Genomic DNA, 26,329 nt, shown 5'->3' with positions numbered 1-26,329 from the left:
CAGCGCGTTGGCAGGATTTACGGGGACTGCGTCCCCGATCGCGGGACAAGCCACGCTCCTACAGGTTATGCACGCTGCGGCAACAGACAACCCCATGTCGCTGGGGGCACGGGCCTTTCCCGGGCATGACCGGTATGATCCGTCGCATCTACCCGACCACGGTGCGACATGAATTCCCCCGAGCCCGGCAACGTCATCCCTCCCGCCAATGCCCCCGTCACCCCGCCCGAGCGTGATCGATTGTCGGCTTCGCTGCTCGGCGGCGGCTGCGAGCCTGACCCGCGCTTTACACTGGCCAACGAACGCACGTTTCTCGCGTGGATCCGCACGGCGCTGGCGTTTCTGGCCGGTGGCATTGCGGTCGAAGCCTTCACCAGCGACGTGTTCAGCCCCGGGCTGCGTCGGGCCGTGGCCTTGTCGTTGCTGGTGCTGGCCTTGCTGGTGAGCGCCAGTGCCTGCGTGCGCTGGCTGAAAGTCGAACGGGCGATGCGTCAACGCAAGCCGTTGCCGCTGCCGGTGCTGGTGCCGATTCTGTCGTTGGGTGGCGGGTTGGTGGCGGCGGGGCTGATCGTCTTTCTGATTTACGGTGCGTCGTGAATCGGCGCACTCCTGCCGTGCCGTCGACGCCATTGCGCCACAACGATCCCGGTCTGCAGCCCGAACGCACACTGCTGGCCTGGCGTCGGACGCTGCTGACGTTGATCGGCGTGTGCATCCTGTTTCTGCGCTGGATTCCGCCGTTTGGGTTGATGGCGCTGCTGCCCGTCATCCTCTCGCTGATGGCGGGCATCCTGATCCAGATCGGCCTCAACGTCCGCTACCGCAAAAGCGCCCGGGGCATGACCCAAGAGCGCATTCCGCCGCCGTTGCGTGAAGTGGCGGTGCTGGGTTGCACGGTGATGGTGTTGAGTCTGGTGGGGATTGTTGCGGTGGCATCTGGCTGAACGGACCGACCAGACATACGCCCGGATTCGTAGGAGCCGGCTTGCTGGCGAACCGATTGTGTCAGCCGACGTCTGCAGTGGCTGGCCTACCGCTTTCGCCAGCAAGCCGACTCCTACAAATTTAAGCTCCGCAACATAGGGCTTCAACAGGACCTGCCTTCTCCCCGCCTTTGGTGAACCAGAGTCAGGATGAAAAGAGGGCGCAGTAGCGGGTTATTCGTCCACCTGCACCACCGCGATGCTCTGGCCGTCGGCTCCCGAGGCGCGGTGTTCTTTGCGCTCGTTCAACCAGCTGTTCACCTGCCCGCCAAACTCTGCCGGTGCCTTGCGCCCGAAACGGCGGCCCAGGTCGAGAATGGTCTGCTGCGCCAACGCCTCTTCCATGCGCTTTTGCGCCGTCAGCATTGCGGCGTGAATCGCGCAAGTGCCTTCGGTGGCCCATTCTGGCGCGTTGCCATCAAACACCGCGCAGCGACCGCGAATCTCCCGGCAATCGAAAATCAGCTTGCGGCCGTCGATGGCCGTGACGATGTCCAGCAAGGTGATTTCGTCCGAAGGGCGGCCCAACTTGAAGCCACCGCGCACGCCTTCGGTGGCGACCACCAGTTTCGCTTTCGCCAGTTTGGTGAAGACCTTGGCCAGATATTCCTGCGGCACGCCCTGCAGTTCCGCCAGGTCACGCACGCTGGCCTCGCGGCTGTCACCACGCTCGTCCATCAGAAACAGCAGGCAGTGAATGCCGTATTCGACGCCGGCGCTATAAAGAGACATGTGTATCTCCGACTGAATTGATCGTGCGCACGCTAACAATTCAGCAGCCACGTCGCAAGTAAAGCGCAGGGTGAATGACCAGTGGTAGAGCGTTTTTACGAGCTTCATTCTTTTTCGATGGATGAATAATCGATTTAATCCTTTGATTTTTAAGATATTTATCGAAATCTCTCACGTCCAGTGATTTGCGTGCGAAGAAATAGCGCTTGCTGAATTTAACTACGATCAATAAAGTCGTAGTTGTCCTGAGGTGGTCTCCAACTCCGACTAAACAAACCCGCACTGCTCATTCGGCACTCCGTTGGCCGCGCCACTGCGTCCTCAACCTGAAAAAACGACGTATTTCTTCTTTGGAGCACACATTGAAAAAGCAAATTCTGATTGTCGGCGCGGGTTTTGGCGGGATGTGGAGTGCGTTGAGTGCCGCACGTTTGCTGGACATGCACGACCGCACTGACGTCGAAATCACCGTTCTGGCGCCGGCAGCCGTACTCGGTGTGCGCCCTCGTTTCTATGAGCAGGAAGTGCATCAGATGCAGTCACCGCTGGGCCCGCTGTTCGACGCGGTCGGCGTCAACTTCATCAGAGGCGTCGCCGACTCCATCGATGTGGCAGGGAAAAAAGTCGGCTACAGCGACGCCAACGGCGTCAAAACCTCACTTAACTACGACAAGCTGGTTCTGGCCACCGGCAGCCGCGTGGTTCGCCCAACGTCCGTGCCCGGCGTTGAGCACGCGTTCGATGTCGACCTGATCGACGAAGCCACTCGCCTGGAACACCACATCAAGGCGCTGGCAAAACAGCCGGAATCAGCGGCCCGTAACACCGTGGTGGTCGCCGGTGGCGGCTTTACCGGCATCGAAACCGCGACCGAAATGCCAGCGCGTCTGCGTGCTGCGTTGGGCGCCGATGCTGAAGTCAATGTGATCATCGTCGATCGCGGCGCCAAGATTGGCGCGGCGCTGGGCGAGAACATCAGCCCGTCGATTGTCGACGCTTGCGAAGCGCTGGGCGTGCAGTGGAAAACCAATGCGGCTGTCTCAGCCGTCGATGCCGATGGCGTGACACTTGCCGACGGCCAGCGCATCGACGCCAAAACGGTGGTCTGGACGGTGGGTGTGCGTGCCAGTTCGCTGACTGAACAGATCCCGGCCCAACGCGATGCCTATGGTCGTTTGCACGTGGATCGCAACCTGAAAGTCATCGGCCAGGACGACATCTTCGCCACCGGCGACACCGCTTACGCCGCCACCGACGACGAAGGCAATTTCGCACTGATGACCTGCCAGCACGCCATCGCCCTGGGGCGTTCGGCGGGTAACAACGTGGCCGCAGACCTGCTGGGGGAAGCGCCGATTCCGTACAGCCAGGTCAAATACGTCACCTGCCTGGATCTCGGCGCCTGGGGCGCGGTGTACACCGAAGGCTGGGATCGTCAGGTCAAGCTCATCAAGGAAGAAGCCAAGCAGCTCAAGCAGCAGATCAACTCCGTTTGGATCTATCCGCCGGTGGCTGAACGCGAAGCAGCGCTGGCCGCAGCGGACCCGCTGATCCCTGTCGTGGCTTGAGGCGCGGCAAAAGCCAAGGCGCCTTCGGGGTTTGATGATGTGCAGGAGCGCGGTTGCCCGCGATTGCGGTAGGTCAGACCCACATAAGGTGTCGGATACACCGCAATCGCGGGCAAGCGCGCGCCTGCAATGACGGGTTCGCGAACGACCCCGTTGCCTCAATAAGCCGCCACCAACCCATCTTTCCTCGGATCGGTCCCACCCACATAGCCATCGGCCGTGCGCTGGATGATCTGAGCGCCCCCGAAGGCAAACACGCCGTTGGGGTCTTCAACCTCCACGTCGTGGCCTTTGGCGCGCAGCGCTTCGATCACGACCGGATCAAACGAGCGCTCCACTGCGACCTTCAGGCCGGATTCGATGCGCCAGCGGGGCGCATCGGCGGCGGCCTGCGGGTTCTGCTTATAACGCAGAATGCGCAGCATCATCTGCAAATGCCCCTGAGCCTGCATTGGCCCGCCCATCAGGCCGAAAGACATCAACGGCGTGCCGTCGGCGTTCATCACGAAGCCCGGAATGATGGTGTGAAACGGCCGCTTGCCTGGCGCAACGGTGTTGACGTGATCAGGGTCCAGGGTAAAACCCGCCCCGCGATTCTGCAGGCTGATGCCCGTGCCCGGTACCACCACACCCGAACCAAAACCCATGTAGTTCGACTGGATGAACGAGACCATCATGCCGCTCTCGTCCGCCGCCGACAGGTACACCGTGCCGCCGGCCTTGGGCGCGCCATGCAGCGGGTCTTGCGCCTGTTCGCCGACCAACGCCGCGCGGTCGCGCAGGTACGCCGGGTCCAGCATGTGTTCAGCGGCCACGCGCATGTGGTCGTTGTCGGTGACGTGCTGATTGAGGTCGGCCAGCGCCAGCTTCATCGCTTCCAGCACCGGGTGCACGGTCTCGACGCTGTCCACCGGATGCTCGCCCACGCCCAGCGCTTCGAGCATGCCCAGACCCGCCAGCGTGGCGATGCCCTGACCATTCGGCGGAAGCTCGTGGACCACGGCGCCGGCGTAGGGCACCGACAAGGTGTCGATCCAGTCCACCCGGTGGTTCGCCAAATCCTCAAGGCTCATGACGCTGCCATTGGCGTTGGCGTGGCTGATCATGGCCTGAGCGAGTTCGCCGCGATAGAACGCCTCGCCTTTGGTGTCAGCGATCAGCTCCAGCGTCTTGGCGTGATCCTTGAGCGCGACTTTCTCCCCGGCCTTCGGCGCTTTGCCGCCTTGCAGGAAGCACTCGGCAAAGCCCGGCTGATCCTTCAACAGCTCGGCGCCGCGACGCCACAGTTCAGCAATGATCGGCGTGACCTGATAACCGTCGCGCGCATAGCCGATGGCGGGCGCGGCGAGGGTGGCGAAGGGCAGCTTGCCGTAGCGCTCGGACAACGCGACCCAGGCCGACACCGCGCCCGGCACCGTCACCGAGGCCCAGCCGCGCTGGGGCATTTCCTGCTGGCCGGCGAAATGCTCCGGCGTCCAGGCGTTCGGCGAGCGGCCAGAAGCGTTCAGGCCCTGCAGCGTCTTGCCGTCCCAGACGATGGCGAAGGCGTCGCTGCCGATGCCGCAGCCGGTGGGTTCGACCACGGTCAGCACCATGGCGGCGGCGATGGCGGCATCAACGGCGTTGCCGCCCTGACGCAGCATGTCCAGCCCGGCCTGTGCGGCCAGCGGTTGCGAGCAGGCGACCATGTTGTTGCCCATCACCGGCGAGCGGGCGGACGCGTAAGGTTGGCTGTAATCCAGATCATCGAACATGCAGTCGTTCTCTTCTTGGCAGTTGATTGGTTATCGAGGCGCAGCTTTCGAGCCCTTCGGAATAAATCCGTCAGCTTTTCGGGTCGAGGGCATCGCGCAGCCCGTCGCCCAGCAGGTTGAAACACAGCACGGTGATGTAGATCGCCACGCCCGGGGCGATGGACATCCACGGCGCTTGTTCCATGAAGTTCTTCGCGGTGTTGAGCATTGAGCCCCAGGACGGCGAGGGCGGTTGCTGGCCCAGGCCGAGGAAAGACAGGCTCGCTTCCGCCAGAATCGCCGAAGCGATGGTCAGCGTCGCTTGCACAACCAGCGGCGAGAGCACGTTCGGCAGCACGTAGCGCAGGATGATCCAGCGGTCCGGCAGGCCGATGGCGCGGGCGCCTTCCAGGTAATCCTCGTGACGGATCGCCAGCACCTGACCGCGGGTCAGTCGCGAGAAAATCGGCATCGCCGACAGCCCGATGGCAATCATCGCGTTGCTCAGGCTCGGGCCTAGAAACGCGCCCAGGGCAATGGCCAGTACCAGAAACGGGCACGACAGCAGCGCTTCCATGATTCGCGAAATCACCGCGTCGAGCTTGCCGCCGAAGTAGCCGGCCAACAGGCCCAGCGGCACGCCGATGACCATGGCGATGGCCACCGAAACCCCGCCGGCCAGCAGCGAACTGCGCGCGCCCCAGAGCAGGCGGGAAAACAGGTCACGGCCCAGTTCGTCGGTGCCCAGCCAGTAGATCAGCGACGGCGCCTTGCGCACGGCGAGGAAGTTGGCTTTCAGCGGATCATGGGGCGCAATCCACGGCGCCAGCAGCGCGGCAAGAATGAAGATGATCAGCACGACCGCCCCAACCACCGCGCCCTTGTTGGCAAGGAATTTCTTCACGAATGGCGAGCGGGTGCGCCGCCGCAGTGGTTCTCTCAACGGCGCCTGGGACGGCGCGTTCAGCGGCGCTGAAGGGTGGGTCGCAATCGAAGTCATCAGGCCGTCCTCAGACGCGGATTGATCAGGCGATAGAGCACGTCGGCCAGCAGATTCCGCAGCAAAAAGCCGATCGCGACGCACAGCACCACGCCTTGCACCACGGCGTAATCGCGGTTGAACACGGCATCGACAATCATCTTGCCGAAGCCGGGAATGCTGAACACCTGCTCGGTCAGCATCGCGCCGCCGAGCAACTCGCCGAACAGCAACGTGGTGAGTGTGACGATGGGCATCAGCGCATTACGCAGGGCGTGCTTCAAGATCACCGTGCGCGGGAACAGACCTTTGGCCCGCGCCGTGCGCACATAGTCGACGCGCAGCACTTCGAGCATGGCGCTGCGGGTGTGACGCATCAGCACCCCCGACAGCCCGGCACCCAGCACGAACGCCGGCAGGATCAGGGTTTTCAGGTTCTGTCCGATGTCTTCACCCAGCGGCACGAAGCCCGACGCCGGCAGCCACTGCGGCTTCACGGCGAAGATCATGATCAACAGAATCCCCAGCCAGAAATGCGGAATCGAGATCCCCGACAAGGCGAACACGTTGGCCGCGTAGTCCACCGACGTGCCCTTGCGCACCGCCGAGATCACCCCGGTGGGAATGCCGATCACCAACGCGATGATCAGCGCCAGCACTGCCAGCTCGATGGTCACCGGCAGCTTCGACGCCAGCAGCACGGTCACCGGTTGCTCGGTGCGCAGCGAGGTGCCGAAGTCGCCCTGCAGGACGTTGCCGACCCAATGCACGTATTGCAGCGGCAGCGGGTCGTTGAGCCGGTATTTCTCGCGCAGGTATTCCATCACCGCCGGGTCGCGCTCTTCACCCGCCATGGCCTGGACCGGATCACCGGGCAGCAGCTTTTGCAGGGTGAAGACGAACAGCGAAACCAGGATCAGCGTCGGAATGGCACTGAGCAGGCGTCGCAGGATGAAAGTCAGCATGACGAATCCTCGCGGCCAAAGCGGTTGTCCACGCGCGCCGCTGTCATTTGAAAGCGACGTTGTTCAGGCGAATCAAACCATCGGGATTGGGCACGAAACCGGTGAGGTTGCTGCGCATCGCGATGATTCGAGGATCGAAGTACAGGTAGCTGGTCGGCACGTCTTCGGCGAGCAGACGCAGGGCCTCGAAGTAGATGGCCTGACGCTGGGCCTGATCGTTCACGGTGCGCGCCTTGTTCAGCAGCTCGTCGAGTTTCGGGTCACAGAAATGCCCGTCATTCTGGCCGCCCTTGCAGGTCACGAACTGATGAATGTCCCCATCCGGATCAGGACGGCCCGACCAGGCGCTCATGCCGATCTGGAAGTTGCCGGCCTGTTGCTCGCTGAGCAGCGTGGCGTATTCGGTGGCGATCAGATTGACCTTGAAGCCGGCCTCTTCGGCCATCGCCTGAATGATCTGGCCAACCTGTTGCGCGATGGGGTTGTTGGCGACTTTCAGCTCGACGCTGAGGGGCGTCTTCACCCCGGCTTCGGCCAGCAGTTTTTTGCTGGCTTCGACGTCGCGGGTCGGGACCGGCAGATCCTTGTCGTAATACGGGCTGTTTTTCGGGAACGGCTGGGCGCTTGGTGCGTACAGGCCTTCGAACACCACCTGATTGATCGCGTCACGGTCGATCGCCAGCTCGAAGGCCTTGCGCACGCGCTTGTCCTTGCCCATCGGGGTGTTGGCCTTGTCGCCGTTGTTGGTGTTGTACATCAGCTGCATGTAGCCCAGGCCCGGCGTGCTGAACACCTGCACGTGGCTGTCGGCCTTGGCGGTCTTCACGTCGGTTGGCGCGACGCGCTCGATGATGTCCAGGTCGCCGGAACGCAGGTTCGCCAGGCGCACCGAGGTGTCCGGAATCGGCAGGAAAATCACCTTGTCGAAGTGGTACGCCTGCTTGTTCCAGTAGTTGTCGAAGCGCTCCAGCACGATGCGGTCCTGCTGCACGCGCTGAACGAATTTGTACGGCCCGGAACACACCGGTTTTGAGGCCACGTCGGTCGCCGAGGCCTTGGGTGCGAGCATCATCCCGGCGCGGTCCGACAGTTGCGAGATCAGCGTCGCGTCGGGCTGCTTGACCTTGATCGCCACGGTTTTCGAGTCGATCACCTCAACGCTGTCCACTGACGCCAGTTCACTCTTGCGCAGGGAGTCGGGCAGGGTGCGGGCGCGGTCCAGGTTGAACTTCACGGCGGCGGCGTCAAATACCTCGCCGTCGTGGAAGGTCACGCCGTCACGCAGGGTCATGGTCAGCGTCTTGCCGTCCTCGCTCCAGTTCCAGGCGGTGGCCAGTTGCGGCGCGTAAGTCAGATCAGGATTGACGTCGACCAGCTTGTCGCACAGCGCGGTGTAGACCAGACGCCCCGAGTAGGTGCGCGAGCGGTGCGGGTCGAGCATGTCAGGGTCGTCCTGAATGCCGATGCGCAAAGTGGTTTCGGCGACAGCCGCATTCGCAGCGAGCAGCAACAACGTGGTTGTCATCAGGTGGGCGAATTTCATGGCTGACTCTCCAGAGAAAGGGCTTGATGGCTTTTGAACAGATTCAGGCGCTGGCTGTAGGCGGCGCTGGGGGTCGGCACGATCAGCGAACCGGCGCCGGCGTTGGCGATTTCGCGCCAGTAATGGCAGGCCACTTGACGCCCCGGCTCGACGGTTTCGAAAAGAGGTTTCACTTCGCGGCACAGCGGCTTGGCGTGGGGGCAACGGGTGTGAAAGCGACAACCGGCCGGCGGCTTGCTCGGGCTCGGCATGTCGCCGCCGAGCAGCGGGCGCGGGCGGCGCAGGTCCGGGTGGCTGACCGGCACGGCGGCCATCAGCGCTTGGGTGTAGGGGTGAAAGGGCGTTTCGAACAACGCGTTGACCGGCGCCAGCTCGACGATTTCGCCGAGGTACATCACCGCCACGCGGTCGCTCATGTGGCGGATCACCGCGAGGCCGTGGGCGACGATCAGCAGGGTCAGGCCGAACTGGTGTTTGAGGTCTTCCAGCAGATTGACCACCTGCGCCTGCACCGAGACATCCAGCGCCGACACCGGCTCGTCGCCGAGGATCAGCCGTGGCTCCGAGGCCAGCGCGCGGGCGATGCCAATGCGCTGACGCTGACCACCGGAGAATTCGTGGGGGAAGCGGCTACCGTGCTCCGGCGCCAGCCCCACCGTGCGCAACAGCTCGGCGACCTTGTCCTGGCGTGCGCTGCGGCTGTCGTCGCGGTGCAGCCAGATCGGCTCGCCGATGATCGATTCCACACTCATGCGCGGGTTCAGTGAGGCGAACGGGTCCTGGAAAATGATCTGCAGATCGCGGCGCACCTGACGCAGCTTGTCGGCAGGCAGATTGCCCAGGTTGCGGCCTTCGTAAATAACGTCCCCGGCGGTTGGCCTGAGCAGGTTCAACAGCACCCGGCCCAGTGTCGATTTGCCCGAACCCGATTCACCCACCAGCGCCAGGGTTTCGCCCCGGCGCACGGCCAGGGACACTTCGTTGACGGCTTGCACCGGCGGCTTCTTGCGCTGGAACAAGCCGGCTTCGCTGCGAAAGTGTTTGCTCACCGCGATGCTTTCCAAAATCGGTTTGTCGATCGCCGTTTCCGCGCTCCCGACCTCAACGATCTGTTGGCCTGACCGGCTCATGCGCTGACTCCCAGATGCTGTTCAAGTGGCACACGAATGCAGGCGGCGAAATGCCCGGCGGAGACTTCCAGCAAGGGCGGACGGGATTCTCGGCAGGCAGCGATGACGAAAGGGCAACGGCTGGCAAAACGGCAACCGGTGGGCATCTCAGCCGGCGTTGGCACGCGTCCGTTGATCGTCGCCAGCCGCCCTTCGCGAGGGCCGACCGAGGGCATCGAACCCATCAGGCCGACGGTGTAGGGGTGCTGCGGATCATCAAACAGGGTTTTGACCGAACCGCTTTCGACGACGCGGCCGGCGTACATCACGACGACCTCGTCGGCCACTTCGGCGACCACGCCGAGGTCGTGGGTGATAAGCATCATCGAGGTGCCGGTTTCGGCTTGCAGGCTGGCGACCAGCGAAAGAATCTGCGCCTGAATCGTCACGTCCAGGGCGGTGGTGGGCTCGTCGGCGATGATCAGCGCGGGGTCGTTGGCCAGCGCCATGGCGATCATTGCGCGCTGCCGCATGCCGCCGGACAGCTCGTGGGGGTAAGCATCAAGACGCTGAAGGGCATCGGGCACGCGGACCTTTTCCAGCATCTGCAGCGCGCGCTGGCGGGCGGCGCTGGCCGACAGACCCTGATGGCGAATCACGCTTTCGGCGATCTGATCGCCAATGGTGAACACCGGGTTGAGCGAGGTCATCGGCTCCTGAAAGATCATCGCCATGCGGTTGCCGCGCACGTCCAGCAGGCGCTCGTCGGACATCCCGAGCAAGGGCTCGCCCAGCAGATTCGAGGCGCTGGCTTGAACAGTCGCGGTGTCAGGCAATAAGCCCATCAAGGCCATGGACGTCACGCTTTTGCCGCAGCCGGACTCGCCGACGATGGCCAGGGTCTTGCCCGGCTGTATGGCAAACGACACGCCGTCGACGACGTTCGCCGGGGCATCCTTGAAGCGCACGGTGAGGTCGCTGACGCTCAATACCGATGGGGTGTTCGCGGGTGAAGCACTCATACGCTGGCCTCGAGGTCTTGCTGAATGACGTGATCGAGCGCCTGTTGCAGCGCACGCAGGTGACCGCGCATGGCCGTGGCCGCCTTGGCGGGATCGCGGCTTTCGATGGCACCGACGATGTCGTGGTGATCGTGGCTGTAAGTGCTCAGGCGGTCGGTGTTGCGGGCGCGTTGGCGCAGGTCACGCCACGCCGGATCAAGCCGGATCGCGTCGAGCATTTCGAAGATGTCCAGCATCAGCCGGTTGCCGGCGGCTTCAGCGATCGCGCGATGCAACGCGCTGTCCCACAGTTCGATGCCTTCGGCGTCTGGTTCGCTGGCGTGTTGCTGATGGGTGGTGCGTTCAGCCAGCCGGCGCAGGATTGCCATCTGTTCGCCGCTGGCGCGTAGCGCGGCCAGTGAAGCGAGTGCGGGTTCCAGATAGATGCGCGCTTCCATGACCTCGCTGAAATTGGTCCGGCTCGACAGCTTGGCAAAGCTCATGGCCGCGCTTGGCGGGGTAGGGCCGACGAAGGTGCCTTTGCCTTGCCGCCGCCAGATGTGCCCCTCGGCCTCGAGCACCGCCAGCGCGCGGCGAATGGCCCGGCGGCTGACGCCGAAATCCACCGCCAGGTCGCGCTCGGTCGGCAACGGCCGCTGCGGAAAGGCCGCCTGCTGCGCGACCATCTGGCGAAGCGCGTCGAGGGCCATCTTGGACGAAGTGTCGTGGGTTGCGTCAGTGTCGATGCTGTCCATCTGCGTCTCTCGTCACGGGGGTGAACCGGAGGCCAGCGGCTGCGTGAAGCAGGGTTGGCTACAAGGGACGAGTGCAATAGCGATGCCAATGAAAATTGGTTCACCCGCAAGGTCCGATGGCCGGCCGCGCGCGCAGGCGTGATCCCGCCGGTTCGGGCCAATTGGCAAAGGTTCGGAAGTCTGGTTCGCGGGGACAGGCGTGATTGGTTCAGGCGGTAAGCGAACCAATTTCAGGGATGGGCCAGGCAGGGTGCCTGTTTATGGTTCGGGTGGGTTATTAGGGGGCGCTGACTGGGGTGATTCTGGCCGAAGCCAGAATCAGGGCTGCATCAATCCCACTGCGGCGCGAGGCTGGCCGGGCTGGTCAGGCGATGACCGCGGTCCAGCTGGGCAATCTGCGCCATGTCGTCTTCGCCGAGCTTAAGGTCGGCGGCTTTCAGGTTGCTTTCCAGGTTTGCGCGTTTGGTCGAAGACGGAATCACCGCGTAACCCGACTGCATGGCCCACGCCAGCGTCACTTGTGCAGGGGTTGCGTTGTGGCGCTGGGCGATCTGCCCGATGACCGGGTCCTTCAGCACTTCGCCGTAGGCCAGGGTCATGTAGGAAGTGATCTTGATCCCGTGCTGTTTGGCGAAATCGGCCACGGTGCGGTTTTGCAGGTAGGGGTGCAGCTCGATCTGGTTGGTGGCGATGTTTTCGGCGCCGACCGCAGCAATGGCTTCTTTCATCAGCGCCACGGTGAAGTTGGAAATGCCGATCTCGCGGGTCAGGCCTTGCTGCTTGGCTTCCAGCAGCGCGCCCATGAACTCGGCGACAGGCACCTGGCCTTTCGGCGATGGCCAGTGGATCAGCGTCAGGTCGACGTGATCGGTCTTCAGTTTGGTCAGGCTTTCCTTGAGGCTCGGGATCAGCTTGTCGGCGGCAAAATTGTCGGTCCAGATCTTGGTGGTGATGTACAGCGCGTCACGGGGCACGCCGCTCTGCTCGATGGCCTGCCCGACCTCGGCTTCATTGCCGTAGATCTGCGCGGTGTCGATGACGCGGTAGCCCAGGTCGAGGCCATTGCTGACCGAGTCGATGACGACCTGATCTTTCAAGCGAAAGGTGCCGAGGCCAAATGCGGGAACAGTCATGGGAAGACTCCAGAGTTCGAGGGGGAAGGGAATGAACGAAGCAGATGCCCACTATCCCGCGTCGGCTGGCAGGGAAAAACCACAGCGCGGGCACGGGACTTTTGACGGGGGATCATGAATGCCATGGAGTTTGGGGCAGCGCTTGATCGTGATCGTTCAGTGGAATGTCGTTATTGCAGCGCCTGAACCACCGCATTAGCCAGCAAGCCGGCTCCTACCGGGTATTGCGCATGACGTATATCGCGCGCTGAACGCAAATCACTGTAGGAGCGCGCTTGCCCGCGAAAGACCTTGCGGCCAACGAATGAGCAACTGACACCCCCGATTCCGAGCCGGCTTGCTGGCGAATGCGGTGGGTCAGGCGAAATCGACGGCGCAGGCAGATCGCATTCGCGGGCAAGCGCGCTCCTACAGTGGATCGGCGTTTGCCGGGACTTCAGCGTCGTGCACAGAATCTGTGGGAGCCGGCTTGCTGGCGAAAGCGGTGGGTCAGGCGAAATCGACGGCGCAGGCAGATCGCATTCGCGGGCAAGCGCGCTCCTACAGTGGATCGGCGTTTGCCGGGACTTCAGCGTCGTGCACAGGATCTGTGGGAGCCGGCTTGCTGGCGAATGCGGTGTGTCAGGCGAAATGGATGACAGAGGCAGAACGCATTCGCGGGCAAGCTGAACTGGCTTAATGATTTTGGACATCTCAATCGGGCGCTAAGATGGCGCCCAAATCCGAGGTGTTATGGGCATGCGTACTTCTTACTCGAACGAATTCAAACTCAAAGCAGCGGCCATGGTGCTGGACGAGGGACGATCGGTCCCTGAAGTCTGCGACAACCTGAGCATTGGCCGAACCGCACTGCGTCGCTGGGTCGAACAAGTGCGTGCGGAGCGCCAAGGCGCAACGCCTGTGGGCGCCAAGGCGATTACCGCCGAGCAACAGGAAATACAGCGACTCAAGACCTTGCTCAGGCAGAAGGATCGGGATATCGAAATCCTAAAAAAGGCCAGTGCTCTCCTGCTTTCGGACTCCAAAGATCATTCGAACTGATCAGCGAGCTTGGCGAGCACTACGGCGTTCACGATTGTTGCCGCGCGTTGGGAGTCAACCGCAGCAGTTTTTATGCTTGGCGCCAGCGCCAAGGCATCGCCAACCGCAGCCGTGCGAAGCTTAGGGCTTTGCTGGTCAGGTTTCACAAGGAGTCGAGGGGATCAGCGGGGGCAAGAACGCTGTCCAGTGATCTTCGCAGCGAAGGCCATCAGGTTGGCCGGTACATGGCGCGCACTCTCATGCGTGAATCCGGGGTCGTGAGCTGTCAGCGTCGCCCGCACAAATACAAGTCTTCAGGAGTCGAGGCATTGGTGGCGCCGCATCTGCTCAAACGCAGGTTTGATGTGGATGCCCCCAATACCGTGTGGTGCGGGGATGTAACGTACATAAAAGTGGGTAAGCAATGGATGTATTTCGCTGCAGTGCTCGACTTGTTTGCACGCAGGATGGTGGGGTGGTCCTTTTCGATGACGCCCGACGCCGCGCTGACTTGTGAGGCATTGAGAATGGCGGTTGAGCTTCGCGGGCGCCCTAAGGGTGTGCTGTTTCACTCGGACCAGGGCTGTCAGTACACCAGCCATAAATTCCGGAATGAGCTGGTGACCCATGGCTTAAGGCAAAGCATGAGTCGCAAAGGCGAGTGCTGGGATAACGCCCCGATGGAGCGATTTTTTGGCAGCCTAAAATCGGAATGGGTGCCTAAGGAAGGATATTCGTCAGCACATGAAGCACAGTTGGACGTGCAGCGTTATGTCATGCGTTACAACAGCCGTCGCCCCCACAGCTACGACGGCTACAGGTCGCCTGTAGCAGCGGAGCAAGCGGCTGCTTGAAAACCTAAACGGGTGTCCAGAATTACTTGACCAGTTCAAGCGCGCTCCTACAGTGGATCGGCGTTTGCCGGGATTTCAGCGTCGTGCACAGGATCTGTGGGAGCCGGCTTGCTGGCGAATGCGGTGTGTCAGGCGAAATGGACGGCGCAGGCAGATCGCATTCGCGGGCAAGCGCGCTCCGGCAGTGGACCTGCGCCGAATTAAAAATCGCGGTCGTGCGCAAAATCGGCGAGCGGCGAGCGCAACAGGGTCGGCGCGCGCGGGGAACGGTCAAACATGCCCATCGCGTTTAACGAAATGCTTGTGCATGTCCGCCGTCAGCGCTTCAACTCGTTCGGTCAGTACTTTGGTCATTTCGGTGAGCCGGGTGTTCTGTTCCAGCAGTTCCAGCATCTGCGCCGTGTTCTGCGCCGCGCGGCCCATGCGTTCTTCGTTGGCCGTCGCCAGCGCTTCTCGATGCTCGGCGTCGGCATCGGCGCTGGCTTTGTCGCGGGCAGCCTGGCGGGTTTGCGCGAGGAGAATGAGCGGCGCGGCGTAGGCCGATTGCAGGCTGAACGCCAGATTGAGCAGGATGAACGGGTAGAGATCGAATGACACCAGCCCGCTCAGGTTGGCGCCCACCCACAGCAGCACCAGCAGCGTCTGTGCGCCGAGAAAGGTGGGCGTGCCGAAGAAGCGCGCAAACGCCTCGGCTTTGAGGGCGAATGCATCGGTGCCAAAGGTCGGCGCCAGGTGCGCGTGGCGTTTGTGAAAGCGCAGATGATCGACCGGCGCATCGGCAGCGGCAGTGCTCGGTTTGGCGGGCGAAGGGACAGGCGTTGCAGTGGGCATGATGCTTTCCTGAAGACAGAAACATCTGCCCACTATAGGCCTGCATCCCAGAGCGCAGTCATGAACCTGCGCTGAACCGTTGCTGATCCCCGCCGATATAGCGGCCGGGTTGCCGCGTCAGTCCACGGGTTCGGGATACAACGGCTTGGAACGCTGCATGATGCTGGCGTAGTCGTAAACGTACTGGCGGCCGGCGTGACTGGTCATGCGCAGGCGGTCGATCAGTTGTCGCTCTTTCTTGTTCAGGTATCTCAACCCGTGGTGGTCACTGGACTTGAGGCGATCACGTTCATGGGCGTCAGGGAAAGTGATGACGTTCGTCATGAAATATCTCCTTGGTTAAATCCGTGTCCCCGGCTCCGTGTTCCGGGATTCACCCTTTGTGGTGCGACTACGCACCTTACCCACAAAAAGTCGGAGGCTACAACCCTGCAAATGATCAGTGGATCACAGGATTTGCGTGATCTCGAACGATTGGCGGCTGCCGTTCACCACCACCTCCACCTCATCGCCATCAAGCTTGCCAAGCAGGCTCTGACCCAGTGGCGAGCGTGCCGTGATCACTGTAACCACCTGCTCGTCGACCGTGATTTTCAGCCCCGCTGCATCAGGCCCGAGAAATAAAAGCTGTCCCGCGCCGTTGTCCGCCCGGAGGGCAATGAAATCGCCGGTCTGGATGCCGCGCTGTTCATCGAACGGCTTGAGCACGAGGTTGCGACAGAGGTTCAGCGACTGACGGATTTCTTCCACGCGCCGCGCCTGACCCGCCGCCAGATACGACGCCTCCAGCCCAAGGGTGTCGTACTTGTTCTCGGCGATGTTCTCTTCGTGGGTCGCGGTTTCGTACGCCGTTTGCGCGGCCCGCACGGCCACATCGAGATCGACCTGCAGCTTCTCGACGATGCACTGCAGGACGGTTTGCTTGTTCACAGGCATGTGTTCACGGGCATGGAGTGGCTCGACAAAAAGGGATTCAACCGCAGAACTGATAGACGCTCGCACGGCTTTTCTCGCTGGGGGCGGTCTGGTTCTGCTGCATCCAGAACTGGCATTTCGGCCCGTTGAAGCTGCGTTGCCGCTCCGCCTGTTCGGCCTCCTGCGTCTGCCGCGCTTCACTGTCGCGCAGGATCTGCCGGTATTGATCGAACATCGGGTTATCACTTTCCTGCTTGGGTTTGGCCGCAGGCGGGGCGGTCATCTGCGCGGCCGCATTGTTCAGTGCCTGGGTCTGCTCGGCGGGGAGCATTTTATAGATCAGCCACAGGCTCAGCAGGGAGGCGAGAAAGCCCAGCCAGATGCCGGCGGCAATCGACAGGATCAGCTTGAGCGGGCGCAGCGTGACGGACAGTTCGCGGTGGTTGACGTACATGACAGACTCCAGACTTGTATGCATGTGGCCAGCGGTGGCGGCGATTGTCGCACGACCGGGGCTGGTGATTCTGCGCTGCAATGAAGGACAATCGTTTTTTTGAACATCCTCAGGGAGCCCGGATGAAAGCCTCTTGGGATATTTTCTGCAGCGTTGTCGATAATTTCGGCGACGTCGGCGTGACCTTTCGCCTGGCCCGACAGCTGGTCACCGAACACGACCTCCACGTTCGCCTCTGGATCGATGACCTGAACGCCTTCGCGCGGCTGTGCCCGGGTGCCGATCCGCTTGCTGACCGACAACTGCGCGATGGCGTGACCGTCTGTCGCTGGCCAAAGGAATGGCCCAAGGCGTGGCAACCGGTGGAGCTGCCGGACGTCGTGGTCGAAGCCTTCGCCTGTCGCCTGCCACCGGACTACATTGAGGCCATGCTCGCGCGGGAGAGGCGGCCGCTGTGGTTCAACCTCGAATACCTCAGCGCCGAGGACTGGGTTTCGGGCTGTCACGGCCTGCCGTCGATCCAGTCCTCAGGCTTGCGCAAGTATTTCTTCTTCCCCGGTTTCACCGAAAAAACCGGCGGGTTGTTGCGTGAAGCGGGCTTGACCGAAAAGCGTCAGGCGTTTCAGGCGAGTCCCGGCGCACGCCAATCCTTCCTCCAACGCCTGAACATCGTGCCCCACGCTGAGGCGCGGCTGATGTCACTGTTTGCCTACGAACACGCCGGGCTCGGCAGCTGGCTTGAGTGCCTGGCGCAGGCTGATCGCAAGACCCATTTGCTGGTCCCGGAAGGCCGCATTCTTGGCGACGTTCAGCGTTGGTTGGGCGTGGAGGAGTTGAAAGCCGGCGCCGTGCATGCCCGCGATGCCCTGAGGATTCAGGTGCTGCCGTTCGTGCGTCAGGAAGACTACGACCGGCTGTTGTGGTGCTGTGATTTCAACGTGGTGCGCGGGGAGGATTCGTTTGTCCGTGCGCAATGGGCGGGGCGGCCGCTGATCTGGCACATCTATGAGCAGGACGACGACGCCCACTGGGCCAAACTCGATGCGTTTCTGGAGTTGTATCTGGTGGGGTTGTCGGAGGAGGCGCGGCAGGCGCTGACCGAGGTCTGGCGCAGCTGGAATGGGGGCAAGGCCATGACTCAGGGCTGGCATGCGTTGGAGCAGCACACCGATGAACTGGCCGCCCATGCTGAGCGCTGGTGTCTGGAACAGGCCTTGCAGGAGGATCTGACGACTGCGCTGGTAAGGTTTTACCAAAGTTGGATATGATACGCGGCCTTGTATTAAGCCCTGTACGAAAAGTGGCTTTTCGTACAGGGCTTAGAAAGAACTTTCATCCAAATTCGGATACTCGTAATGAAAACTGGTAAAGAGCTTAAACCCGGTACCGTGATCAAGCTGGAAAACGATCCTTGGCTGGTTCAGAAAGCTGAATTCACCAAGTCGGGCCGTAACAGCGCGATCATGAAGACCAAGCTGAAGAACCTGCTGACCGGCTACAAGACTGAAATCGTCTACAGCGCTGACGACAAGCTGGAAGACGTGATCCTGGACCGTAAAGAAGCCACGCTGTCTTTCATCAGCGGCGACACTTACACGTTCATGGACACCACCGACTACACCATGTACGAGCTGAACGCTGAAGACATCGAAGCCGTTCTGCCATTCGTTGAAGAAGGCATGACCGACGTCTGCGAAGCGATTTTCTTCGAAGACCGTCTGGTTTCCGTAGAGCTGCCGACCACCATCGTGCGCACCGTTGACTACACCGAAGGTTCGGCTCGTGGCGACACGTCGGGCAAGGTCATGAAGCCGGCCAAACTGGCCAACGGCACCGAGCTGCAGGTTGCTGACTTCATCGAAATCGGTGACAAGATCGAAATCGACACCCGTGAAGGCGGTTCCTACAAAGGCCGTGCCAAATAAGCACAGTTTTTGTAACGCTGGACACGAAAAAGCCCGACCATTGAGTCGGGCTTTTTTGTGGGCGCTGACTCGTCAGCGTTTCCAAACAGAACTGACGCGACGCTTTTCTCTGTAGGAGCGCGCTTGTCCGCGAAGGGTCTTCCGGCCACTGGATGAGAAACTGACAGGCCTGGATTTTGTGGGAGCCGGCTTGCTGGCGAATGCGGTCAGATGGGCCAGTACGGTTGTGACTGACCTACCGCGTTCGCCAGCAAGCCGGCTCCTACAGTTCGTGCCGCTTTACTTCAAATGCACCTTTAGCTCTTGCGAAGCCTGCAGCATCGCCGAGCGCACTTCCGGCACCTGACTGACCACGTTCAACAACCCGTAATCGTGGATCATGCCGTTGTAGCGAACCGCCGTTACCGGCACACCCGCCTGGTCCAGCTTGCGGGCGTAGGCTTCACCCTCGTCGCGCAGCACGTCAGCACCTGCCGTTTGCACCAGGGCAGGCGGCAGACCTTTCAACTGATCGGTCGTGGCCCGCAGCGGTGAGGCATAGATCTCGGCGCGCTGTTTCGGGTCGGTGGTGTAGTTGTCCCAGAACCACTTCATCATGTTGCGGGTGAGGAAGTGACCCTCGGCAAACTGCTCATACGAACCGGTATCGAAGTTGGCGTCGGTCACCGGCCACAACAGCACCTGGTAACGGATTGCCGGGGTGCCTTTGTCTTTGGCCATCAGGCTGACGACCGCCGCCATGTTGCCGCCGACGCTGTTGCCCGCCACCGCCAGACGCTTGCCGTCGACGTTGATTTCCTTGCCATGCTCGGCGACCCATTTGGTAGCCGCATAGGCCTGGTTGATCGCCGTCGGGTAGTGCGCTTCAGGCGAAGGCGTGTAGTTGACGAACACCGCCACTGCCCCCGAACCCTCTACCAGATCCCGCACCAGACGTTCGTGGGTCGGGTAATCGCCGAGCACCCAGCCGCCGCCGTGGAAGTACATGAACACCGGCAAGGTGCCTTTGACGCCGGCCGGACGAACGATCGTCAGGCTGATGTTCTGGCCGTCGACCGAAATGGTCTTCTGGCTGACATCGGCCTTGGGCAGGGTCAGCTTGACCCCGGCCTGGGCACCGGTCAGCACGGCGCGGGCATCTTTGGGCGACAGCTGTTCGATCGGCTTGCCGCTTCCCGAATTCAGCGCGTCCAGAAACGCCTGCGTGTTGTGCTCGACGCCCGTGTCGGTCGCTGCGAAAGCGTTGCCAATCGACAGTGCGAGGAGCGAGCCAGCCAGAATCTTGCCAAACGTGTTCATGTTCTTCTCCCGGTCAGACGAGGGTTGGGGACGAGTTCTTACGACGAGCTTTTACACAGTCACGTGCAGACGGACATCGACGTTGCCGCGTGTGGCGTTGGAGTAAGGGCAGACCTGGTGGGCTGCATCGACCAGCGTCTGGGCTTCGGCTTGTTCAAGGCCCGGCAGGCTGATGTGCAGGTCGATGTCCAGACCGAAACCGCCGGGGATCTGACCGATGCCGACGTGGGCCGTGATCGAGGCGTCAGCCGGGATGGTTTTCTTGCTCTGACCGGCAACAAATTTCAATGCGCCGATGAAGCAGGCCGAGTAACCAGCAGCGAACAGCTGCTCAGGGTTGGTTGCTTCGCCGCCTGCGCCGCCCAGTTCTTTCGGAGTGGCCAGTTTGACGTCGAGGATTTTGTTGTCGGAAACAGCGCGGCCATCACGGCCACCGGTTGCGGTTGCGACTGCAGTGTAGAGAGCTTGCATGGTAATTCCTCACGTGCTGATGGGTAGGATATTGATGAATGAATCAGGGTCTGCTCGGCGCTAAAGTTTTGTGCGCTAAGCAAGTGAGATGGAATGTACTGCGCTAATGTTTAGCGCGCAAGATAAATTTTTGAAATTTTTCTGATGGGTCGATTACAGGGCCTGATCAGAGGCTTTCGTGCAGATTCCCACGCAGGGCGAGCAGGTCTTTCTGCAGGGCTTTGAGCTGCTCAAGGTTGATGCCGCTGGCCGCCAAGATGCATTGCGGAACGCTCTGCGCCTTTTCGTGCAGCGCCTTGCCTTGTCCGGTCAGGGTCAGCAGTACGACGCGCTCATCTTCCTTGCTGCGGGTCCGTCGGATCAGGCCCTCAGCTTCCAGCCGTTTGAGCAGCGGCGTCAGCGAGCCCGGATCGGTCAGCAGACGGGTGCTGACTTCTCCGACGGTCAGGCCGTCGCGCTCCCACAACACCAGCATCGCCAGGTACTGCGGGTAGGTCAGGTTCAGCTCCTGGAGCAGCGGCTTGTACACCTTGGTCATCATCAGCGACGTCGAGTACAGGGCGAAACACAGCTGGTTATCCAGCAGCAACTCGTCGCAACTGCCAGCGCCAGCCTTGGGGGTGGGCTCGTTGGCATTCATGGGGTGTCCCTCGCTCAGTCAGTAATGCCCGGTAATTTAGTGGCCTGATGTTTAATGCACCAGATAATTTCGGTAATCGCCGGATGCGCAGTTCTCTATCGGTCGCTCGCGGCATTCACGCGCTGATCGGTTGCATCACCGATATCGGGTACGGCAGATTTCCTCGACGGCGCTGACTGCGTAGCATGCGCGCTGAGATCGGATCAGAGGATCGCGCGTGATTGTCGATGTATTGATGTACCTGCTGCTGGGCGCCGCGATGGGCACGCTGGGTGGACTGTTCGGCATTGGCGGCGGGCTGGTCGCCATTCCGGCGCTGGGCGTGTTGTTCGGGCTCGATCAGCAACTGGCACAGGGCACGGCGTTGTTAATGGTGCTGCCCAACGTGCTGCTGGCGCTGTGGCGTTACAACCAGCGCAATCGGGTGTCGGTGCGTCATGCGCTGATGCTCATCGTGCCCAGTTTCACCCTGTCCTGGCTGACGTCGCTCTGGGCAGTACGCGTCGACCCGCAAAGCATGCGTCTGGGCTTCGTCGGGTTTCTCGTTCTGCTGACGCTGTTCAACCTGATCCAGATGGTCTGGCGCAAAGGCGCCGCCGGCGCTGAGCTGCGCCATACCCGATGGTTGTGGCTGCTGGGCCTGGGCTCGGGCGTCACCGCCGGGCTGTTCGGCGTTGGCGGCGGCGTCATCGCGACGCCGATTCTGACTGGCCTGTTCGGTGCGACGCAGGTGGCGGCCCAGGGCTTGGCGCTGGCACTGGCGGCGCCGAGCACCATGATTACGCTGGCGACTTACGCCTTGCACGGTCACGTCGACTGGCTGATGGGTATTCCCCTGGCCATCGGCGGGCTGGCCAGCATCAGTTGGGGCGTCGCCTTGGCGCACAGTTTGCCGGAGCGCGTGTTGCGCTCGCTGTTCTGCGGCTTTCTGGTGATCTGCGCGATCATGCTGTGCTTCAAACTTTGATTCAGACGCCGTGACCCTGAGGTACTGAATCCCCGTTAAAGCCTGAACCCTTCGGCAATGTGATCGGCCAGGCACTCGGTGATCGGCGACGGGTTGTTGGGGTTGCGCAGCAGCACGATGCTCGCCGACGGCAATTGCGGCAGCCCGTGCTGTTCGCCCAGCACTTCGAGGTCCGAAGTGATCAGGCTTTGCAGCTGCGCCGTCACCGCCAGGCCGGCGCTCACCACCGCCATGATCGCTGACAGACTGGCGCTGGTGTAGGCCACCCGGAACTCGCGGCCGGACGCCTGCAGCGCGTTGATTGCCCACTGGCGGCAAAAGCAATCGGTGTTGAACATCGCCAGCGGCATCGGCGTTTGCTCCTGTGGGCAAAAGCCTGCGCCGACTGCCCAGACAAATCGCTCCTGGCGCAGGATCTGGCCGATTTCCTTGCCGGGCTCCCGGGTGACGATGCTCAGGTCCAGGTCCTGGCGTTGCAGCAATTGCGACGAAGACTCGCAATGCACTTCCACCTGCACCAGCGGATAGGCCTGGGCAAAGCGCTGCAAAATCCCTGGCAGAAAGCGCATCACGTAATCGTCCGGCGTACCGATCTTCACCGTGCCGACCATGTGCGGCTCACGCAGGGTGTTGAACACTTCGCTGTGCAGTTTCAGGATCCGTCGCGCGTAGCCCAGCAGCACCTGACCTTCCGCCGTGAAGCTGATGGTGCGGCCGTCTTTCAGAAACAGCGGGCGCCGCACCACGTCCTCCTCCAGCCGTTTCATCTGCATGCTCACGGCCGACTGAGTGCGATTCACCACCTCGCCTGCCTTGGTGTAACCGCCCTCATCGGCGATCGCGACAAAGGTGCGTAGCAGCTCGCTGTCGATACTCGGGTAGGTGGTCATGCATCAATCTCCCAGATGCAGTGCATAAGAAACATTCGTTGGATTGATCTTAGGCGCGGCGAGAGAATCTGCCCATCCCCACTGGAGGGCAACACGATGAAAGGTCAAAAAGGTTACGTGCTGGTGGCAAAACCTCTGTCGCGGGAATCCGCGCCGGAACGTTGGTGGAAATCGTCTGTAGCGCAGGTCGCTCGCTGGCGTAAGCTGCATCAGCAGCGCGTTGAACTGGCCACGCTGAGCGATGACGCGCTAAAGGACATGGGCCTGAGTCGGGCGGATGTCTACGACGAAGTGGAGCGTCCTTTCTGGGATGACCCGATGAAGCGCTGACAGCGCAGCGGGTGATCGGTTAGCGTTGGGCACCGCCATGGAGGTCGCAATGCCCGCCGAACCGCCGATCCACCCGCCACTTTCCCTCAAGCACGCGCGCCGTCTGGCGCTGGCGGCCCAGGGCTTCACCAGTCGCCAGCCGCCTGCGACGATCAAGGCGGCGCACGTCACGCAGCTGATCGAACGGCTCGGCGTGCTGCAGATCGATTCGGTCAACGCGCTGGTGCGATCGCACTACTTGCCGCTCTTTTCCCGGCTCGGCCATTACCCGCGCACATTGCTGGAGCAGGCGGCGTGGAGCCAGGGTCGGCAACGCAAGCTGTTCGAATACTGGGGCCATGAGGCGTCGTTGCTGCCCGTCGAGCTGTACCCGCTGATGCGCTGGCGGATGCAGCGCGCGGCTCAGGGCGAGGGCATTTATCAGCAACTGGCGAAGTTCGGCCGCGAGCATCAGACCGTTATCGCCCGGGTGTTGCAGACCGTTCGCGAGCAGGGCGCGTTGGGCGCAGGCAGTATCAGCACCCGTCAGGATCGCGCCGGACCCTGGTGGGACTGGAGCGCCGAAAAGCATGCGCTGGAATGGTTGTTTGCAGCGGGCGAGGTCACGGTCGCCGGCCGTCGCGGTTTCGAGCGGCTGTACGATTTGCCCGAGCGCGTTCTGCCGTCGGCAATCGTCAATCATCCCGCTATAAGCGAATCCGATGCCCAGCGGGGCTTACTGCTGCACGCCGTAAAAGCGCTAGGCGTCGCCACCGAGAAGGACGTGCGCGATTATTTCCGGCAGGACCCGACCCCCGCCAAGCGCGGGTTGGCGGAACTGGTGGAGGAGGGCGCGGTTCAGCTCGTTCAGGTGCAGGGCTGGAAGCAACCGGCGTACACACTTCCCGGGCTGACCGTGCCGCGCAAGGTCGCCGCCAGCGCGTTGCTGTCGCCTTTTGATTCCTTGATCTGGGAGAGGGCGCGGACGGAGCGGCTGTTCGATTTCCACTACCGGCTGGAGATCTACACCCCGGCGCACAAGCGGGTTTACGGCTATTACGTGCTGCCGTTTCTGCACAACGAACGCATCGCCGCGCGCATCGACCTGCGGGCTGAAAGGGCGGCGGGGCGTCTGGCGGTTCATGCGGTTCATGAAGAGCAACCCGGACTGGATGACGAAGGCATGCACGCCCTCGCGTTGCACTTGCGGCAACTGGCCAACTGGCTGGAACTGCCGCATGTACTGATCAACTGCCAGCGCGCCAGTGCGGCGCGCCTGCGGGAGGCTTTTGTGGCCAGCGGCTTCGATCACCTGTAACGAAACCTAGGACCGGCTTTGGCCGGGAATGGGCCAGCGCGGGCACCCGCAATTCTATGGTGGGACATCCGGCGCTTTCCCGGCTAAAGCCAGTCCTGCAGAAAACAGCGCGCCGTTAGTGGGACCGGCTTTAGCCGGGAAAGGGCCGGGGATTCCTCCGCCGGCGCCGCTGACTGGACGCACGCCTCGCCGACGACTGTAGGAGCGCGCTTGCCCGCGAAAAAACTTTCCGACGCTGCAGCTCTGCCTGACAGTCCCTTTCGCCAGCAAGCCGGCTCCTACAGATTCGGTGCAGCATTCAGCCAATTCAGCCAACCAATGCAGCCAATTCGGCCAATTCGGCCAATGCAGCATCGGACGTGCGCAGCATTCAGTCAAAGGCGGCAATGACCTACCGACGCACCTGCTTCAACGTCTCGGCAATCAAAAACGCCAGCTCCAGCGACTGATCGGCATTCATCCGTGGATCGCAGTGGGTGTGGTAACGGTCCGACAAGCCATCTTCAGTAATCGGACGCGCGCCGCCGATGCATTCGGTGACGTTCTGTCCCGTCATCTCGATGTGGATGCCGCCGGCGTAGGTTCCTTCCGCCTGATGCACCTGAAAGAACTGCTTCACTTCCGCCAGGATCTGGGCGAAGTCGCGGGTCTTGTAACCGCTGCTGGCCTTGATCGTGTTGCCGTGCATCGGGTCCGAACTCCACAGCACCTTCTTGCCTTCGCGCTCCACTGCACGAATCAGCCCCGGCAAATGGTCGCCGACCTTGTTGGCGCCCATGCGCGCAATCAGGTTCAGGCGTCCCGGATCGTTGTCCGGGTTGAGGATATCGATCAGGCGGATCAGGTCATCGGTGTTCATGCTCGGGCCGACCTTGACGCCGATCGGGTTCTTCACGCCGCGCAGGAATTCCACATGGGCGCCATCCAGCTGCCGCGTGCGGTCGCCGATCCACAGCATGTGCGCCGAGCAATCGTAGAAGTCATTGGTCAGGCTGTCGCGGCGAACGAAGGCTTCTTCGAAATTCAGCAGCAGCGCTTCGTGGGCGGTGAAGAAACTGGTTTCGCGCAACTGCGGCGAGGTGTCCATGCCGCAAGCGCGCATGAACGCCAGGGTCTCGTCGATGCGATCGGCGAGCTGGCTGTACTTGTCCGACAGCGCCGAATTGGCGATGAAATCCAGGTTCCACTTGTGCACTTGATGCAGGTCGGCAAAACCGCCCTGGGCAAAAGCACGCAGCAGGTTCAGCGTCGCGGTCGACTGGTGATAAGCCTGCAGCAGGCGATCAGGGTCGGGCACGCGGCTCTTCTCGTCGAAGCCGATGCCGTTGACGATGTCGCCGCGATACGCCGGCAGAGTGACGCCGTCTATTGTCTCGTCGTTGGCAGAGCGCGGCTTGGCGAATTGCCCGGCCATGCGCCCGACCTTGACCACCGGGCAGCCGGCGGCAAACGTCATGACGATCGCCATTTGCAGCAGCACCTTGAAGGTGTCGCGGATTTTCGCGGCCGAGAATTCGAAGAAGCTCTCCGCGCAATCGCCACCCTGCAGCAGGAATGCCCGGCCCTCGGTGACCTCGGCAAACTGTCGGCGCAGCTCGCGTGCTTCCCCGGCAAACACCAACGGGGGGTAGCTGGCGAGGGTCTGCTCGACACGGCGAACGTGGTCGGCGTCGGGGTATTGAGGTTGCTGCTGGATAGGCAGGTTCCGCCAGCTGTCGGGGCTCCAGGGTTGGCTCATCTTGAACTCGAAGTCAGTGCGATCGGACAGGCATGTTAGCAGCTCACCCCGAGAATTTGCGTGACCTGCGGGGCGCGATTCGCCGACAATCCGCGCTTTTCCGGGTTGCCTCTTGCGCCTGTCTGCACACGTGGCGCTGCGCGCCGCATCGCCGATCGCTGAGTGCGGCGATGCCGATTCCTTCGGGCGCGATTCCG

Annotated in this window: 28 protein-coding genes; 10 read left to right on the top strand and 18 right to left on the bottom strand. The window is 62.0% G+C overall.

Annotation, left to right across the window (positions count from 1 at the left end; genetic code table 11):
- Nucleotides 1–168 precede the first annotated feature (168 nt).
- Complete coding sequence (locus tag L4G42_RS17355; protein ID WP_237253568.1) at nt 169–597, top strand: YidH family protein; 429 nt, start codon at nt 169–171, stop codon at nt 595–597.
- A complete protein-coding gene (locus L4G42_RS17350; protein WP_237253567.1) occupies nt 594–944 on the top strand; it encodes a DUF202 domain-containing protein in 351 nt (116 codons plus the stop codon). The genes L4G42_RS17355 and L4G42_RS17350 overlap by 4 nt, the downstream gene beginning before the upstream one ends.
- 213 nt (nt 945–1,157) lie before the next feature.
- On the opposite strand, the gene L4G42_RS17345 is transcribed toward L4G42_RS17350, so the two are convergent.
- Nucleotides 1,158–1,715, bottom strand: a complete 558-nt coding sequence (locus L4G42_RS17345) for an RrF2 family transcriptional regulator (protein WP_237253566.1) — start codon at nt 1,713–1,715, stop codon at nt 1,158–1,160.
- Between the two features lie 362 nt (nt 1,716–2,077).
- Between L4G42_RS17345 and L4G42_RS17340 the strand changes: the two genes are divergently transcribed.
- Nucleotides 2,078–3,283, top strand: a complete 1,206-nt coding sequence (locus L4G42_RS17340; RefSeq protein ID WP_237253565.1) for an NAD(P)/FAD-dependent oxidoreductase — start codon at nt 2,078–2,080, stop codon at nt 3,281–3,283.
- 158 nt (nt 3,284–3,441) lie between these two features.
- Here the strand turns inward: L4G42_RS17340 and L4G42_RS17335 are convergent, their stop codons facing one another.
- The 8 genes from L4G42_RS17335 to dkgB form a co-directional block, all read right to left on the bottom strand.
- Nucleotides 3,442–5,037: a gamma-glutamyltransferase family protein gene (locus L4G42_RS17335; protein ID WP_237253564.1), complete on the bottom strand. Its 1,596-nt coding sequence runs from the start codon at nt 5,035–5,037 to the stop codon at nt 3,442–3,444.
- Between the two features lie 70 nt (nt 5,038–5,107).
- Nucleotides 5,108–6,016 carry an ABC transporter permease gene (locus L4G42_RS17330; RefSeq protein ID WP_237259914.1) on the bottom strand — a complete coding sequence of 303 codons (909 nt, stop codon included), beginning with the start codon at nt 6,014–6,016 and terminating at the stop codon, nt 5,108–5,110.
- On the bottom strand, nt 6,016–6,960 hold the full coding sequence (locus L4G42_RS17325; protein WP_237260973.1) for an ABC transporter permease: 945 nt from the start codon (nt 6,958–6,960) through the stop codon (nt 6,016–6,018). The genes L4G42_RS17330 and L4G42_RS17325 overlap by 1 nt, the downstream gene beginning before the upstream one ends.
- Before the next feature lie 43 nt (nt 6,961–7,003).
- Nucleotides 7,004–8,503 carry an ABC transporter substrate-binding protein gene (locus L4G42_RS17320; protein ID WP_237259916.1) on the bottom strand — a complete coding sequence of 500 codons (1,500 nt, stop codon included), beginning with the start codon at nt 8,501–8,503 and terminating at the stop codon, nt 7,004–7,006.
- Nucleotides 8,500–9,633, bottom strand: a complete 1,134-nt coding sequence (locus L4G42_RS17315; RefSeq protein ID WP_237253560.1) for an ABC transporter ATP-binding protein — start codon at nt 9,631–9,633, stop codon at nt 8,500–8,502. The genes L4G42_RS17320 and L4G42_RS17315 overlap by 4 nt, the downstream gene beginning before the upstream one ends.
- Nucleotides 9,630–10,634: an ABC transporter ATP-binding protein gene (locus tag L4G42_RS17310; RefSeq protein ID WP_237259917.1), complete on the bottom strand. Its 1,005-nt coding sequence runs from the start codon at nt 10,632–10,634 to the stop codon at nt 9,630–9,632. The genes L4G42_RS17315 and L4G42_RS17310 overlap by 4 nt, the downstream gene beginning before the upstream one ends.
- The gene (locus tag L4G42_RS17305; protein WP_237253558.1) at nt 10,631–11,368 is read right to left on the bottom strand and encodes a FadR/GntR family transcriptional regulator; all 738 of its coding nucleotides are present in this window, start codon (nt 11,366–11,368) and stop codon (nt 10,631–10,633) included. The genes L4G42_RS17310 and L4G42_RS17305 overlap by 4 nt, the downstream gene beginning before the upstream one ends.
- A gap of 329 nt (nt 11,369–11,697) precedes the next feature.
- On the bottom strand, nt 11,698–12,501 hold the full coding sequence (gene dkgB, locus L4G42_RS17300) for a 2,5-didehydrogluconate reductase DkgB (RefSeq protein ID WP_237253557.1): 804 nt from the start codon (nt 12,499–12,501) through the stop codon (nt 11,698–11,700).
- Between the two features lie 738 nt (nt 12,502–13,239).
- On the opposite strand from dkgB, the gene L4G42_RS17295 reads away from it, so the two are divergent.
- Together L4G42_RS17295 and L4G42_RS17290 are read left to right on the top strand one after the other, a co-directional pair.
- Nucleotides 13,240–13,542, top strand: a complete 303-nt coding sequence (locus L4G42_RS17295) for a transposase (RefSeq protein ID WP_237250421.1) — start codon at nt 13,240–13,242, stop codon at nt 13,540–13,542.
- Nucleotides 13,539–14,375 carry an IS3 family transposase gene (locus L4G42_RS17290; RefSeq protein ID WP_272904134.1) on the top strand — a complete coding sequence of 279 codons (837 nt, stop codon included), beginning with the start codon at nt 13,539–13,541 and terminating at the stop codon, nt 14,373–14,375. The genes L4G42_RS17295 and L4G42_RS17290 overlap by 4 nt, the downstream gene beginning before the upstream one ends.
- Nucleotides 14,376–14,645: 270 nt before the next feature.
- On the opposite strand, the gene L4G42_RS17285 is transcribed toward L4G42_RS17290, so the two are convergent.
- The 4 genes from L4G42_RS17285 to L4G42_RS17270 all read right to left on the bottom strand — a co-directional run bounded on the left by L4G42_RS17285 (nt 14,646) and on the right by L4G42_RS17270 (nt 16,575).
- The gene (locus L4G42_RS17285; protein WP_237253115.1) at nt 14,646–15,206 is read right to left on the bottom strand and encodes a DUF1003 domain-containing protein; all 561 of its coding nucleotides are present in this window, start codon (nt 15,204–15,206) and stop codon (nt 14,646–14,648) included.
- Nucleotides 15,207–15,323: 117 nt separating this feature from the next.
- Nucleotides 15,324–15,530: a hypothetical protein gene (locus L4G42_RS17280; protein ID WP_065993044.1), complete on the bottom strand. Its 207-nt coding sequence runs from the start codon at nt 15,528–15,530 to the stop codon at nt 15,324–15,326.
- Between the two features lie 123 nt (nt 15,531–15,653).
- Nucleotides 15,654–16,136: a GreA/GreB family elongation factor gene (locus L4G42_RS17275; RefSeq protein WP_237253126.1), complete on the bottom strand. Its 483-nt coding sequence runs from the start codon at nt 16,134–16,136 to the stop codon at nt 15,654–15,656.
- 43 nt (nt 16,137–16,179) lie between these two features.
- Nucleotides 16,180–16,575, bottom strand: a complete 396-nt coding sequence (locus tag L4G42_RS17270; RefSeq protein WP_237253114.1) for a hypothetical protein — start codon at nt 16,573–16,575, stop codon at nt 16,180–16,182.
- 122 nt (nt 16,576–16,697) lie between these two features.
- On the opposite strand from L4G42_RS17270, the gene earP reads away from it, so the two are divergent.
- Both earP and L4G42_RS17260 read left to right on the top strand, forming a co-directional pair.
- Nucleotides 16,698–17,843, top strand: a complete 1,146-nt coding sequence (gene earP, locus L4G42_RS17265) for an elongation factor P maturation arginine rhamnosyltransferase EarP (RefSeq protein ID WP_237253113.1) — start codon at nt 16,698–16,700, stop codon at nt 17,841–17,843.
- Nucleotides 17,844–17,930: 87 nt separating this feature from the next.
- Entirely contained in the window at nt 17,931–18,500 is a 570-nt protein-coding gene (locus L4G42_RS17260) for an elongation factor P (protein WP_037011849.1), read from the top strand.
- Nucleotides 18,501–18,779: 279 nt separating this feature from the next.
- On the opposite strand, the gene L4G42_RS17255 is transcribed toward L4G42_RS17260, so the two are convergent.
- From L4G42_RS17255 to L4G42_RS17245, 3 genes are all read right to left on the bottom strand, one after another.
- Complete coding sequence (locus L4G42_RS17255) at nt 18,780–19,799, bottom strand: alpha/beta hydrolase (RefSeq protein WP_237253112.1); 1,020 nt, start codon at nt 19,797–19,799, stop codon at nt 18,780–18,782.
- A 51-nt stretch (nt 19,800–19,850) separates the two neighbouring features.
- Complete coding sequence (locus L4G42_RS17250) at nt 19,851–20,270, bottom strand: organic hydroperoxide resistance protein (protein WP_237253111.1); 420 nt, start codon at nt 20,268–20,270, stop codon at nt 19,851–19,853.
- Between the two features lie 166 nt (nt 20,271–20,436).
- Complete coding sequence (locus L4G42_RS17245) at nt 20,437–20,910, bottom strand: MarR family winged helix-turn-helix transcriptional regulator (RefSeq protein ID WP_237253110.1); 474 nt, start codon at nt 20,908–20,910, stop codon at nt 20,437–20,439.
- Between the two features lie 235 nt (nt 20,911–21,145).
- Here L4G42_RS17245 and L4G42_RS17240 point away from each other — a divergent pair, with 235 nt between their 5' ends.
- On the top strand, nt 21,146–21,877 hold the full coding sequence (locus L4G42_RS17240) for a sulfite exporter TauE/SafE family protein (protein WP_272904096.1): 732 nt from the start codon (nt 21,146–21,148) through the stop codon (nt 21,875–21,877).
- A 35-nt stretch (nt 21,878–21,912) separates the two neighbouring features.
- On the opposite strand, the gene L4G42_RS17235 is transcribed toward L4G42_RS17240, so the two are convergent.
- The gene (locus L4G42_RS17235) at nt 21,913–22,767 is read right to left on the bottom strand and encodes a LysR substrate-binding domain-containing protein (RefSeq protein ID WP_065993052.1); all 855 of its coding nucleotides are present in this window, start codon (nt 22,765–22,767) and stop codon (nt 21,913–21,915) included.
- 96 nt (nt 22,768–22,863) lie between these two features.
- Here L4G42_RS17235 and L4G42_RS17230 point away from each other — a divergent pair, with 96 nt between their 5' ends.
- Both L4G42_RS17230 and L4G42_RS17225 read left to right on the top strand, forming a co-directional pair.
- Nucleotides 22,864–23,097, top strand: a complete 234-nt coding sequence (locus L4G42_RS17230) for a DUF1127 domain-containing protein (protein WP_237253109.1) — start codon at nt 22,864–22,866, stop codon at nt 23,095–23,097.
- Nucleotides 23,098–23,146: 49 nt separating this feature from the next.
- Nucleotides 23,147–24,394 carry a winged helix-turn-helix domain-containing protein gene (locus L4G42_RS17225; protein WP_237253108.1) on the top strand — a complete coding sequence of 416 codons (1,248 nt, stop codon included), beginning with the start codon at nt 23,147–23,149 and terminating at the stop codon, nt 24,392–24,394.
- Between the two features lie 391 nt (nt 24,395–24,785).
- Here the strand turns inward: L4G42_RS17225 and L4G42_RS17220 are convergent, their stop codons facing one another.
- On the bottom strand, nt 24,786–26,132 hold the full coding sequence (locus tag L4G42_RS17220) for a class II 3-deoxy-7-phosphoheptulonate synthase (RefSeq protein WP_237253107.1): 1,347 nt from the start codon (nt 26,130–26,132) through the stop codon (nt 24,786–24,788).
- Between the last annotated feature and the right edge of the window lie 197 nt (nt 26,133–26,329).

It is taken from the genome of Pseudomonas petrae (genome assembly GCF_021728295.1).
Taxonomy (GTDB): Bacteria; Pseudomonadota; Gammaproteobacteria; order Pseudomonadales; family Pseudomonadaceae; genus Aquipseudomonas; species Aquipseudomonas petrae.
The sequence above is the reverse complement of the archived record's forward strand: the minus strand, read 5'-3'. Positions and strand labels throughout refer to the sequence as shown.

Bases quoted from the DNA above. Each gene is read 5' to 3' on its own strand.
- L4G42_RS17330 (WP_237259914.1), bottom strand. From the start codon at position 6,016: ATGACTTCGATTGCGACCCACCCTTCAGCGCCGCTGAACGCGCCGTCC.
- L4G42_RS17230 (WP_237253109.1), top strand. From the start codon at position 22,864: ATGAAAGGTCAAAAAGGTTACGTGCTGGTGGCAAAACCTCTGTCGCGG.
- L4G42_RS17315 (WP_237253560.1), bottom strand. From the start codon at position 9,633: ATGAGCCGGTCAGGCCAACAGATCGTTGAGGTCGGGAGCGCGGAAACG.
- L4G42_RS17225 (WP_237253108.1), top strand. From the start codon at position 23,147: ATGCCCGCCGAACCGCCGATCCACCCGCCACTTTCCCTCAAGCACGCG.
- L4G42_RS17240 (WP_272904096.1), top strand. From the start codon at position 21,146: ATGTACCTGCTGCTGGGCGCCGCGATGGGCACGCTGGGTGGACTGTTC.
- L4G42_RS17280 (WP_065993044.1), bottom strand. From the start codon at position 15,530: ATGACGAACGTCATCACTTTCCCTGACGCCCATGAACGTGATCGCCTC.
- earP (WP_237253113.1), top strand. From the start codon at position 16,698: ATGAAAGCCTCTTGGGATATTTTCTGCAGCGTTGTCGATAATTTCGGC.
- L4G42_RS17260 (WP_037011849.1), top strand. From the start codon at position 17,931: ATGAAAACTGGTAAAGAGCTTAAACCCGGTACCGTGATCAAGCTGGAA.
- L4G42_RS17310 (WP_237259917.1), bottom strand. From the start codon at position 10,634: ATGAGTGCTTCACCCGCGAACACCCCATCGGTATTGAGCGTCAGCGAC.
- L4G42_RS17295 (WP_237250421.1), top strand. From the start codon at position 13,240: ATGCGTACTTCTTACTCGAACGAATTCAAACTCAAAGCAGCGGCCATG.
- L4G42_RS17245 (WP_237253110.1), bottom strand. From the start codon at position 20,910: ATGAATGCCAACGAGCCCACCCCCAAGGCTGGCGCTGGCAGTTGCGAC.
- dkgB (WP_237253557.1), bottom strand. From the start codon at position 12,501: ATGACTGTTCCCGCATTTGGCCTCGGCACCTTTCGCTTGAAAGATCAG.
- L4G42_RS17255 (WP_237253112.1), bottom strand. From the start codon at position 19,799: ATGAACACGTTTGGCAAGATTCTGGCTGGCTCGCTCCTCGCACTGTCG.
- L4G42_RS17250 (WP_237253111.1), bottom strand. From the start codon at position 20,270: ATGCAAGCTCTCTACACTGCAGTCGCAACCGCAACCGGTGGCCGTGAT.
- L4G42_RS17345 (WP_237253566.1), bottom strand. From the start codon at position 1,715: ATGTCTCTTTATAGCGCCGGCGTCGAATACGGCATTCACTGCCTGCTG.
- L4G42_RS17320 (WP_237259916.1), bottom strand. From the start codon at position 8,503: ATGAAATTCGCCCACCTGATGACAACCACGTTGTTGCTGCTCGCTGCG.
- L4G42_RS17270 (WP_237253114.1), bottom strand. From the start codon at position 16,575: ATGTACGTCAACCACCGCGAACTGTCCGTCACGCTGCGCCCGCTCAAG.
- L4G42_RS17220 (WP_237253107.1), bottom strand. From the start codon at position 26,132: ATGAGCCAACCCTGGAGCCCCGACAGCTGGCGGAACCTGCCTATCCAG.
- L4G42_RS17335 (WP_237253564.1), bottom strand. From the start codon at position 5,037: ATGTTCGATGATCTGGATTACAGCCAACCTTACGCGTCCGCCCGCTCG.
- L4G42_RS17325 (WP_237260973.1), bottom strand. From the start codon at position 6,960: ATGCTGACTTTCATCCTGCGACGCCTGCTCAGTGCCATTCCGACGCTG.
- L4G42_RS17305 (WP_237253558.1), bottom strand. From the start codon at position 11,368: ATGGACAGCATCGACACTGACGCAACCCACGACACTTCGTCCAAGATG.
- L4G42_RS17355 (WP_237253568.1), top strand. From the start codon at position 169: ATGAATTCCCCCGAGCCCGGCAACGTCATCCCTCCCGCCAATGCCCCC.
- L4G42_RS17285 (WP_237253115.1), bottom strand. From the start codon at position 15,206: ATGCCCACTGCAACGCCTGTCCCTTCGCCCGCCAAACCGAGCACTGCC.
- L4G42_RS17235 (WP_065993052.1), bottom strand. From the start codon at position 22,767: ATGACCACCTACCCGAGTATCGACAGCGAGCTGCTACGCACCTTTGTC.